The sequence below is a fragment of the Ercella succinigenes genome (genome assembly GCF_900002895.1).
Window position 1 is genome coordinate 25150 of the sequence record NZ_CDHP01000056.1, and the last position, 11224, is coordinate 36373.

The following is an 11224-nucleotide window of genomic DNA, read 5'->3' on the forward strand; positions in this document are numbered from 1 at the left end:
CAGAGACTTCCAGAGAAGTTTCATTTTGTGTTAAGTAGCAAAATATAGTTACCACATACGACAGAAAAACCTCAAAAACAGCCTGCCTAAAACGAAATGAAGAAAAAACAAAGTATAGTATAGAGCGACACGTCCTTTTCAATCCAGGAGTATAGAATTCTTTTTATTAGATACTTTTGCTTTCATATAAACACATAATATCACCTTTTATATCAGTTTCTATCACTTCTGCCACTTTTTTATTACTGGCAGTGTTAGAAAATAAGTCAAACCTTTCGATGATTAATGATAGTGGTTGGTTTGCCTGTCAATAATATTCAGGGGCTTAAGCTGGCACAATGTTGACTCAAGTAAAGATGCATAGGGGTTGTTGGTTATTGCTGAGATAAATTCGTCATCAATACTGCGCACTCAGCGTGAAACGATAGCATCAAATTCATATCTGGTCTGTATTTTTCGTTTTGTACGTTTGAGAAAATAGGTCAATAGTGGTTTTTATAGGTACTATCCGCACGTGGGAACATGTCCACGGTATATTACATCTTTTATCCGTTCATGGAAACAAGTCTACATAATTAGAAATATCAGTTAATACTTATCTTAAACGAATGAATTCATTCCTTCCACGATCAACTCCTACGCAGCATATGACCGCCGGGTCGATATTAAATTCTTCGGCCAGGATATGTACATCAACAATGCTTAAGACGAACTGTTGATCCGGCACCCGACTTCGTTCAACTTCTAATTCTTTTATCCGGCGACAAATTTGTGTTCTTGCATGATAGGGTACGGCGTTAAACTGGCGCACCATATCTGCATCGCTCATAATGCTTCCAGATAAAGCGCGATGACACTCCGCAAAGTCATGGAAACTTGCACGAGTTATATCCTTAAAAATGATGCGTTTTCCTTTGGAGGTCTTTGCCTTTGCTTTTAGGTTCGCTTTATTTTTGGACTCCCAAAATTTTCGAACGTCTTCAAAATGCACATCAATATTTGGCAACAGCGCCTTGATTATATCTCGCTCTGCCTCATTGTAATAATAGAAGGTGCATTGCTTAACCTTGGACTCATTAATAATTTTAAATAGATGCCTGTCGTTATACGGAGATAGCCCCAGTATAAATAATTCTCCATCGATGTCGCGAAGGGGCTGGATTGGATAAAGCTCCGCGAATCTCAAATCGGGGTTTTCGAACTTAAGTATAATAGACTCTTTCATCCGAGCCACAAGAATGTTTCTGTCATTCTCCCAGGAATCAATGTCATCATGAACTGCCGGATTTTCTTTATATGCAATGGCCATTTTCTCTACTGCGGCATTTACCAACTCACCCTCTTGCATGGAGTACTGTTTATAATCTCCGCTATAAGTTGTAAGAGCGGTTGAGTATAGATGTGCATAATCTTCGTCAATGACCGAATCCACGTAAGGTTGATCCGATAGCATATTTCTGAAAGAGTCGGGATTGTAGACATCTCGTCTTGTTACAAAGTCGCCGTGAAGATGGAGAACTGGAACACCAGTCGCCATTTCGATGTTGGTATCATAATTGGTTGTGAAAATGACATCGAATTCCTGCAGCCACGTAATAAATTCCGGGGAGTACTTATTGCTCAAGGTATTGACCTTCCCATTGTCATAAATTGCATTCAGGAAACAGCATTTCATGGCCTCTCTTACCACATACCGCTCAGGATTCACAATACCGATTCGATGACATAACAAGTCATGGATAAGATAATAATCCTCAAATCCAACGTCAGTTATTTTTAACGATCTTCTATCCTTATACTTGTTTTTAAATTCCTCTAATGACTCTCTTTCGGTGGTACTGTTTGCATACTTGTCATAGCCACCCTTGATAATTCGGGAGATTTCTAAAAACAGATAACCAATATAACACTTCGCCTCGATGGGGTCGTCTGTTATTATATACTTCGGGAAATTGGGGTCTTTGAAGCACTTAAGTGCCCGTAAAACAATTGCAGCATTACAACAATCATACCCTCCATGCTGAATGTTAATCCCATTACCTGTAAGAAGATATTGTTTCATTCATATAACTCCTTAAGCATTAATTAAATGTTTACTCGTAAAGTGATACCATTTTCTTGAACTTTCCCAACTATGTCGACATTGTATCATACATGCTGATGCATCAGCCTATATTAAATATGTGAATATCCGCCTAAGGTTAATTTAATCCTATGATAGTATTTATTTATTGATCGATGGTTCTGATCTAATCTGACAACGTCTTTACTTTCTGCAGATAGATGGTCTCGCATTTTAGTGCACCGAAAAAGATTTTGATCACCGCATTGTCATAAGCATTACCTTTAGCGCCCATCGATTGATTGAAGTTTGATTTTTTCAAATAATTTCGATATCTGGGTTATTGGTAGAGGAGGCTCTGATCAGAACTATACCGAATTATGCATAGTTCTGATTGATGTTCTCAATATCGCTGCCATGATTGTATGCAACTTCTTCAGAACCAGGGGATCCTGCATTCCATGAGTGAGCCCGGTTCGCCTTTTGATAATGCAATCGCGGAAGCCTTCTTTAAATCGGTTAAAACAAAACTGGTTTATCCCTATAAGCATAAGAGTAAAGCTGAAATGAAAGTTCTGTTGAGTAACTATATTGAAGATTATTACCCAAAAGAGCGAATTCATACGTCTCTAGGTATGACGCCATATCATTATGAGCAGATAATTTTATTAGGCAAGTAATTTATCTTAGCGTCAAGTAAAGTGTTGTATTTCCACAACTAATCGGATTGAGAGTTTCAACCACAGTTTAAGAAAAGTCACTAAAGCCAAGGCTGCTTACCCTTCGGATACAGACCTACTAAAATCTCTGTACTTAGCAATCAAGGATATTACTATAAAGCGGGATGTAATTCATGATTGAAAAAGCATCTTTGGATAATTGATGATTCTTTTCTCTGATAAGATCAAGCCTGAGAATTATAGATAAAAAAGCCGATTCCAGACATCTTTACAGATCTTAGAATCGACTATTATACTTTTTGTGATTGGACGGATTACAGTTTGCCGATTGATTTAGGCTGTACCGTCAGACCGATTTGATAACTACTGAGGGATACACAAAATTTCTTACACTACCATCACTGTGTGAAAAGTTGATTAACGTAATATCTATAGAAAATCAATTAACTCTTTTAGCGTATTATATCCCATCTCATTAACCTGTTTCATCATTGCCGAAGAATAACAGTTTTCGTATCCAAGCTTTTCAACCGAAAGTATAAAGGATTGAATACCTTTAACATGTTGTATTTGCTCAACCTCCCTCTTCTGCACACAATTAAGCGCATCCCAAAAAAGTTGATTTTTAATTGATCTGCCAACGGTCAACTTGCGTTTCCCAAAATCCTGTTTGGTAATATTAATGCCAGTAATCCTTACATGATTTGAGACATTCAAATTATAAGAACGTGTTTTATGTTTATTTAATTGTAACCCGTACCGTACAAGGATTGCAGCAGCGGTAGCAATTACTTGGCCTTCGAGATCAGTCATTTTTTCTTGTGTATCACACTGAAAAGAAACTACCATATCATCAGCATAACGTGTATATATCATATTTTTAAATTTTAATTTTTTTAGAGTGCCATAAAATATATTGTCAAATTCCTTTAAATAAATATTTGATAATATCGGTGAGGCTATAAAGCCAAGTGGCAACCCTCGACTGTTAACGCTGCAGCGATCAACGATGTCGATACATTCCTTTTTGCTTATTTGTCCGGATTTAATCAAGTTTATCTCGTGATATATTTTTTCTGATAATTGTTTATGACATATATGAGGAAAGAAATCCTTAATATCGAACATAATAAAATAATCGTTATACATATGAGCAAGTGCATTGTGGTAGATAGATCTTCGCTTAATATATCCTTTTGCAAAAATCGATGGCACAAATCTTTGCTTCAGAAATAAATTAATCTTTTTGTGATAAATGCGTAGGTCACAATCATCAGAACGATATGCAACTATTTTTCTTATTTTGTTTTTGGCTCTAATGTGACGAACAACTATATCTGGATGTTGAATGTTCATATTTTCAATCTCCCAAACTCGGTTGAACAATTTGAATAGATCAAACCTTTCAGTTCTTCTTTACAATCATCTAAATTATTAGATATTCTAATCTTTCGTCGATATCCTTCTAACTCTTGATCTTGTTCCAACCCAATTAAGTCGATTGCTTGAAGCATATATAAATAATATCCTACCGCTTGGCGCAGTTTACAAACGTTGGTGCCTTTTAGAGTGGTTTTTATAGGGTACTGTTGAACCTCTAACCCTTCTTTTTCTGCAATAGTATTTGATAATATTTCTTGATATTTCTCGCAGATAAAAGAAACATGATCTTTGATAGCCTTTGTCTGCCTAAATTCTTTTCTATATTCTTCGACAAAAAACAAAGAAAGTAATTGGATTTTGAGAGTGTCCACATGAACAAACACTTCGATTTCATTTTTTGTCATATGAACATTATAGTTTACAACATTAGAATCAGTATTCGGTTTACCAAAAGGGCATTTCATAATCTTTAGCTGTTTTTTAGCTTTTTCAGGTTTAACGAACGAAATAATCTGTTCGCTAAGTTTTTCTCCTATTTCATTGTTATGAAAGTATGTGTTATAGTCGCTTTTTTCAGCGGACAGTCTATTGACTTCTATATCTGGATAATAAACAATCTGTTTACCAATTTTTGTATTCTCAGATTTCCGATTCATAAACGCCAGCTTAATAAAGCCCGATATTTTGCGCTCCTCAATTGAAATATCATCTGGAACAAGTACACATATTTTGGGGGATAAAGCAGGGTTAATTGCAAACATGCCCAATTCTGCCGCAGTAGAAATCGTTTCATGTATTATAATAATCTTATTGGCGAAAAGAGAAGCTAATTGTTCAACTTCAGCAAGTCCATTAAGAAAAGCATCATCATACGCAAGGTATTGCATATTTGTACGTCCAAAAACAAAGTTTTCTTCCAGTATTATAACCCTACAATTCTCTATATTTTTCTTCAAAAACTCTTTCAAAATAATACGTTTTTCTCGATGATCGGTCTTATCGTACTTATTGCCACACAAAAAAACAATATTCAAAAAATCACAATATGAAAATGAATTGTTATACACCAACAAGTGCACGTCACTCCTTTCTGAATGGCATAAAAAAGAACTCCACTTGAATTTGGTACAATTTATTGAAAGGTCTGATAACAGTAACGGCGTTCCTGTTGATCGCGGAGTTCCGCGGGCAACAGGGTTGTCGATGCTGTTTTCTGTGCCTCTTCGTAGCATGGCTGGAAGCCATCCAAATTCAACAAATTGTAGTTACAATAACCTTAAAAGCTAAGGCGGCAACTTGCCTTACTGGAGTTCTGTACGCAAGTATATCATCCATATAAAGTAATATCAAATTTTTCTATGCGATTAAAGATATTTTTAGTTCTTTTATCATCAACTGGATACGGATTTTCGACTGGATATTCAATATCTTTAAGAAAATCTTTGCTTCTCGTGGTTGCTTTGTAATAATAGTCAATCAGTGTTATGTATTTGCATATTGTTACTTTGCTGAAGCCTTCTTTTTTCTTCATTTCTTCCCAGCATTTATCTTTTGAAAAAATAAAGTTTAAAATAAAGATGAAGTCATTAATCTCCATTAAGGTGTCAGAAAATAAACTTATATATTTTTTATGGGGATAAAGCTCAATGCCCTCCCCATCAAAAACTTCTCCATTAATTTCAAATCTCACTGTACACATAACGCCTTTATAAAGCGCTATAAACTGTTGCAAAAACCAGTCAATATCATCATTGTCCATATCGAGTATCGTGTTTATTATCTGCAAATCCGAAATATAGACACGTTGTTTTCCACTAACAAGCAACAGCTTTGCTTTTTCTTGCTTCTTTACTATAAACTGGCTCGTTGTCTTATAGCCCAAAGGTACAACAGGAATAAAGCAACTAAAAATCGTGTTTTCTTTCTGAATGTCAAAATCCTCTCGGGATATTCTATATATATCGTCAATTGTATTAAGAAAACTCATTAAAATAGCTCCATTTTTACTAGATTATAGATACAGTATATACTAAAAGCAGATGGTCGACAATCAAAAATCTAGCATATAGCAGAATAGAAATGTCGCTCAAAAGGTATATTGACAAGTGAAAGTTAGGTCATTAAATCAAAAAAATAACACCTCAGATGGAACGGAACTAAGTCATATCAATTTCTTTAAATATGTTATCTAAAATTGTTTTTGCTTTAGCCTCCAGAGTCTCTGCAATCTTTATGTTTGCCATACACAAGTTTTATTGTGGCTAACGATAACACTCAGAGAGAAACAGTTAGTCGATTAGAAGCAGCAACTCACCAATATCTTAGTTCCAAGTAATCGAACAAAGATCGAAATTACACGCGATCAATAGGAGCAAGTAAATCTTTCGGAGAAATAATCATATATTTACTTTGATCTTTTATGGAAGAACGCCAAGTTTCCTACATTTCTTTGCCACTACACGAATATGCCTTATATAATAGCTCCATGTTTTCTGCTGGTATAACATGAATGTGCATATAGTCATCGGCTTTAATAGTTTCGTATCTTTGTTAGTAATCATCTGTTCTGCCCAGAGAGTTTGACGCATCAATTGGTAAAATGGTTCAAAATAGAAAACATCATGATTATCCGTTTTCAATTGAGCTGCTTTGTTTATCAATTCGGTGTAGCGATCCTTGCGAGTTTTCCCTTTTTTGCCACCTGCCTTGTTTTCGTTATTATATACCTCGACATATTTCCATTCTATCGGAAACAGGATTTTCCGCCCGTCTTTATGTACCCCATAAATAAAAGCATCAATAGATGTGCAATTACTGCCTCTTGTTGAAGTAATCTCATTGAGGTGATCGATATCACTAACGGCTTCAAACTGTATATCGGCAGGCTTATATTGGTCAGTTGTTACTCTTAGGACATCTGTGATATCCGGTGAAATACGCTTTACAATGGATAAAACAGCATCTTTATCTTCTCGTATCGGGAACAGGTGGTTTAGGCACGCAACCTGAGACGAAAGAGTATGGTTTGTCAGTTTACCGTTCCACCATGAAATTCTGTTTTTTAAAAGTAATTCAAAATATCATTGTTTACTTGAGTATAGAGATTATCATTGCAGTCCTTCAATACAAATGGATAGGGTTTACTTCTGAACACTCCACCACCAGTATCACCGCAAAAAACATAACTGTTTTTTATAATATTTTCTGCACGACAGTACTGTTTATTTTTGTACCTCATATGATCCATCCCCACCCTTTCACTATCAATAATTTATCGTTTTAATGGAAATAGTTTAATAACCCTGAGAATCAATACTCCTCACTCAAAAAGAAATCCGCCATGTGCACGATCTTGACACCATTGATGTTACCAGCGGCAAGCTCATCAAGCGTCACAACATACTTGGGGTAGTGGTCTTTAATTTTAAGAAGATTTGCAACCTCTCTGTCGGATTCCTCCGGCAGTCTGCGACATACCTGAATATAAATGCGTTCATCACGACGTGCTGCCACAAAATCTATTTCTTTGGTTTCGAGTTTGCCGATATAGACCTCATATCCCTTTCGGCGCAATTCAAAGTAGACGATGTTTTCAAGCATCGATGCAATCGACTTCGGATTGAAACCCATTATGCAATATTTTAGAGAAGCATCGGCAAGATAGAACTTTTCCTGCGTTTTTAATACTGACTTCCCCTGTAAATCGTATCGTGGGCAACGATAGATAACAAAGGCTTTTTCTAACCATTCCAGATAGTTATATACAGATTCTACGGAGAGCGAACGGCCTTCGCTTTTCAAGAATTTCACGATGGCGTTGGCGGAAAAAGTCTTGCCTACATTCTCAACAATGAATCTTACAACACGGTTGAACAAATCAAAGTTTGTGATGTGGTGTCGCCTTGTAACATCATTCGATATAACCGAGTTATAGATGCCTTCCACAATCTGATATGCTGAGCGTTCGTCAAAATTGCCTCGGGCAACAATCGGAAATCCACCCATACGAATATATTCGTTCAAGAGTTCTTTCTGGGAAAGCTTACTTGATTTTTTGAACTCTAAATATTCAGCAAAGGACAGTGTAAATATCGGAATCGAAATATATCTGCCCGTTAGATAGGTGGATATTTCACTTGACATCAGCTTGGAATTTGAACCGGTTACATAGATATCTGTATTTGCATTTTCCAGCAGACTGTTGATGGCTTTTTCCCATCCTTCTATTTCCTGCACTTCATCCAGCAAAATATAGTACCGATCATCGTCAAACATTTTTTCCTTAATGCCGTTGTACATATCTTTATCAGTCATACCATCATCAAAATCCTCTGCTGTATATCGCATACTGATGATATGATCTGCTGGAGTACCGCTTTCCAGCAAATCGTCCCGCAACATTTCTAAAATCGTTGATTTTCCGCAACGCCGAATTCCCGCCAGTATTTTTACAAGCGGCACATCACGGTAGGTTTTCAGGGTCTTCATATACTTTGATCTGATAATCATGATATCGCCTCCCTTATCTAATAGTATAACCAAAAATTCTAGAAATATCTAATAGTTTTTACTTAAAACAAGCAAAAACTTATCTCAAAGACTTTCTTTTTTGGTTCGATATAACGGCAAGGCACAATCGGGGAGGATCCCGGTCATTATTTGACCAAGAGACCTTCTGTAAATGTTAATTAAAAACTAGATCACTTCAAATAGTAGTATCCTTTCAGCAGCTACTGAGATGATAATCAGAAGGAAGTAATTAAATTGAGGCAGAAACCAAAAATCATTCTGGAGCATATTAACGGAAGGAGCAAAATGAGAGCGATAGGCCATGTTTTCGACCTATTCCCGCACACAACTGAACACCCTCAAAAACATCTATATTACTAATAATTTTTAACAACCTTGCTTCCAACCAAAATATCCACTAGATGCCTATTGTCTTTTCTTATAAAAGCCATCAGAACATAGATAATTGCAAGAATCATCGACAAAGCGAAAAAGATCATGGAAAAAGGAGTATCAAAGTCGTTATAAATGCCATTAATTGTGCTCATATGTCCAAATTGCCAGGGGAGAAATTTAAATATATTTCTAATAATACTTCTTTTCATTGGCACGTCTTTGTAAATAACCTTCAGATTTGATTTTCTTTTACCCCAGGAAGCAAATTTTTTTGAGCCTTCCATAATTGAAAAAATGATAATTATTGGAATCACAGATGTGAAGGTTGCAATTAATTGCAATTGAGAGTTTGTAAGCTCTGGTATTCCCTTTAGCACCAGAAAGCAAAAGGAAATTGCAATTATAAATAAAAGCAACAAATAAGCACAAATAAACAACCAGTCAAAAATCAGAGATTTGAACCTGAGCAACACTCCTGATGCTTCGTTAGTTTTCTTTTTATCAGAGTTCATTAAATCTCCTCTCTATAAATTTTCCCGTTTTTTAAATTGTTTTCTAAAACACTCTTTATAATAATTTTTTCTATTTAGAATTACCTCAAAGCTAAGTATTTTCAAACCTACTAACTTACACACTTGCCCTCTCCACACGTTCTCACATAAAGCAGCATATATGTACCCTAGTATGTTAACCTCAATCTACGGTTTAAATCAATCTTAAATATGAAAAAATTCTTATAATTATAGAAATAAGTTAGAAAATAAAAAACCGCTGGAACTATTCAACAAAAATACTCCCATGTTATCTGGTTTTTAAAACCCAAAAAGCGAATTCAATATTATTCTTAATGCCAATATCATATGACATCTTTTTCAAGACAAAACTATTGCCAAAGCATCATACATTAACAATGCAAAAGACATACTTTCCGATTAACAGAAAGTATGTCTCTTTTGGTCGAGGTGAAGGGACTCGAACCCCCGACATCCTGCTCCCAAAGCAGGCGCGCTAGCCAAACTGCGCTACACCTCGTTATTAAATTTTTGCTTGCAGTCGTTGCTGTTTTTGACCGCTCGACCATTATAACCAAAGACAGATAAAAAAGCAACACCGAAAACAAAAATTGTTATTAATCAGTGATAATGTCATGGTATAAATCATCAAGGAAAATGTCACCACCGATGCAAAAATTATTTTCAGACCAGGAAATATCTGATTGTGTCTGCTAAAAGTATCATGAGAGGCATTGTTATAATGGATACTATCGTGGTTAAAGTTATCGCATGTGTTGCTAAAATAACATTTTGCCGGAACCTGGTCGCAAACAAAGCGGTTGCTGCTGCGGTAGGTGCACTGGCAGGTATTATACAGGCTATTAGAAGATCTCTTTCTATCGGCAAAAACACAAGGCCTGCCATTATTATCAGCGGGATAATTATCAGGCGCCAGAGGGCGACCTTATAATTCATTTTATTTTTCCAAATTTCGATTAAAGAATTGTTTGCCATTTGTGCTCCAATAATGATCATGGCAATCGGAGTATTAAGGGCTGCCAGGCTTGATATGACTGTTGCGGGAACCTCCGGCAGCATGATGCCGCCTATAAAGAAAAACATTCCTAAGGACATGCCTATTGTTCCCGGGTTCAGGAGAGCTTTTCTGGCATTTACTGATTTGGTGTCTCCTGTCATTAGAATCATACCGTATGTCCACTGTACTATATTAAATACTGCAATATAAGCTGAGCCGTAAAAAACACCCATTGGGCCTAGAACTGCAAATAGTAAGGGAATACACATAAAGCCGCAATTTGAAAAAATAACGGCAAATCTTAAAACCTTGCGGTTTGATTCCTCTTGGCCTTTGAATAGAAAACGACAGATAACTATGCCTACAAGGTGTGTTACTATTGCACTGGCGGCTGATATCAATAGTCCTGATAACAGATCTATCGAAAAAGGCATCTGAAATGAATCAATAATTACACAAGGTGTAACAATCATTAACAGCAGTTGGGTCATCTGCTTAACACCTTGCTCATTAACCCATTTCAATCTGGCCATTACAAGGCCAACACTTATTAGCAGAAATAATATAAAAACCTGGGTAGCCACAACCAGAGCACTTTCAATTAACATCTATAAATAACCTTTCATTACTTTCAAACAAATTCAATCCTGAACATAAATCATTT

The 11224-nt window shown here is 36.0% G+C and carries 10 protein-coding genes, 1 tRNA gene and 1 pseudogene; 2 read left to right on the plus strand and 10 right to left on the minus strand.

Annotated elements, in window-relative coordinates; translation table 11 throughout:
- Window positions 1-595 precede the first annotated feature (595 nt).
- Window positions 596-2062, minus strand: a complete 1467-nt coding sequence (locus AC0KSB_RS12015) for a hypothetical protein (RefSeq protein WP_472309584.1) — start codon at window positions 2060-2062, stop codon at window positions 596-598.
- Window positions 2063-2487: 425 nt separating this feature from the next.
- Between AC0KSB_RS12015 and AC0KSB_RS12020 the strand changes: the two genes are divergently transcribed.
- Entirely contained in the window at window positions 2488-2742 is a 255-nt protein-coding gene (locus tag AC0KSB_RS12020; protein ID WP_472309586.1) for an integrase core domain-containing protein, read from the plus strand.
- Between the two features lie 28 nt (window positions 2743-2770).
- Window positions 2771-2941, plus strand: a pseudogene (locus AC0KSB_RS12025) (IS256 family transposase); the annotation flags it as partial.
- A 230-nt stretch (window positions 2942-3171) separates the two neighbouring features.
- Here the strand turns inward: AC0KSB_RS12025 and AC0KSB_RS12030 are convergent.
- From AC0KSB_RS12030 to AC0KSB_RS12070, 9 genes are all read right to left on the minus strand, one after another.
- On the minus strand, window positions 3172-4098 hold the full coding sequence (locus AC0KSB_RS12030) for a reverse transcriptase domain-containing protein (protein WP_472309588.1): 927 nt from the start codon (window positions 4096-4098) through the stop codon (window positions 3172-3174).
- Complete coding sequence (locus tag AC0KSB_RS12035; protein WP_472309590.1) at window positions 4095-5198, minus strand: hypothetical protein; 1104 nt, start codon at window positions 5196-5198, stop codon at window positions 4095-4097. The genes AC0KSB_RS12030 and AC0KSB_RS12035 overlap by 4 nt, the downstream gene beginning before the upstream one ends.
- A gap of 254 nt (window positions 5199-5452) precedes the next feature.
- Complete coding sequence (locus AC0KSB_RS12040; protein WP_472309592.1) at window positions 5453-6112, minus strand: hypothetical protein; 660 nt, start codon at window positions 6110-6112, stop codon at window positions 5453-5455.
- Between the two features lie 430 nt (window positions 6113-6542).
- On the minus strand, window positions 6543-7178 hold the full coding sequence (locus AC0KSB_RS12045; protein ID WP_472309689.1) for a PGN_0703 family putative restriction endonuclease: 636 nt from the start codon (window positions 7176-7178) through the stop codon (window positions 6543-6545).
- Window positions 7179-7186: 8 nt separating this feature from the next.
- Window positions 7187-7363, minus strand: a complete 177-nt coding sequence (locus AC0KSB_RS12050) for a hypothetical protein (protein ID WP_472309594.1) — start codon at window positions 7361-7363, stop codon at window positions 7187-7189.
- A 71-nt stretch (window positions 7364-7434) separates the two neighbouring features.
- Window positions 7435-8634: an ATP-binding protein gene (locus tag AC0KSB_RS12055; RefSeq protein WP_472309596.1), complete on the minus strand. Its 1200-nt coding sequence runs from the start codon at window positions 8632-8634 to the stop codon at window positions 7435-7437.
- Between the two features lie 377 nt (window positions 8635-9011).
- The gene (locus tag AC0KSB_RS12060; RefSeq protein ID WP_472309598.1) at window positions 9012-9542 is read right to left on the minus strand and encodes an RDD family protein; all 531 of its coding nucleotides are present in this window, start codon (window positions 9540-9542) and stop codon (window positions 9012-9014) included.
- Window positions 9543-9984: 442 nt separating this feature from the next.
- Window positions 9985-10062: transfer RNA gene (locus AC0KSB_RS12065), tRNA-Pro, on the minus strand.
- Between the two features lie 164 nt (window positions 10063-10226).
- Window positions 10227-11168: an AEC family transporter gene (locus AC0KSB_RS12070; protein ID WP_472309600.1), complete on the minus strand. Its 942-nt coding sequence runs from the start codon at window positions 11166-11168 to the stop codon at window positions 10227-10229.
- Window positions 11169-11224: the final 56 nt, after the last annotated feature.

Bases quoted from the DNA above. Each gene is read 5' to 3' on its own strand.
- AC0KSB_RS12060 (WP_472309598.1), bottom strand. From the start codon at position 9,542: ATGAACTCTGATAAAAAGAAAACTAACGAAGCATCAGGAGTGTTGCTC.
- AC0KSB_RS12015 (WP_472309584.1), bottom strand. From the start codon at position 2,062: ATGAAACAATATCTTCTTACAGGTAATGGGATTAACATTCAGCATGGA.
- AC0KSB_RS12030 (WP_472309588.1), bottom strand. From the start codon at position 4,098: ATGAACATTCAACATCCAGATATAGTTGTTCGTCACATTAGAGCCAAA.
- AC0KSB_RS12020 (WP_472309586.1), top strand. From the start codon at position 2,488: ATGCAACTTCTTCAGAACCAGGGGATCCTGCATTCCATGAGTGAGCCC.
- AC0KSB_RS12040 (WP_472309592.1), bottom strand. From the start codon at position 6,112: ATGAGTTTTCTTAATACAATTGACGATATATATAGAATATCCCGAGAG.
- AC0KSB_RS12050 (WP_472309594.1), bottom strand. From the start codon at position 7,363: ATGAGGTACAAAAATAAACAGTACTGTCGTGCAGAAAATATTATAAAA.
- AC0KSB_RS12055 (WP_472309596.1), bottom strand. From the start codon at position 8,634: ATGATTATCAGATCAAAGTATATGAAGACCCTGAAAACCTACCGTGAT.
- AC0KSB_RS12070 (WP_472309600.1), bottom strand. From the start codon at position 11,168: ATGTTAATTGAAAGTGCTCTGGTTGTGGCTACCCAGGTTTTTATATTA.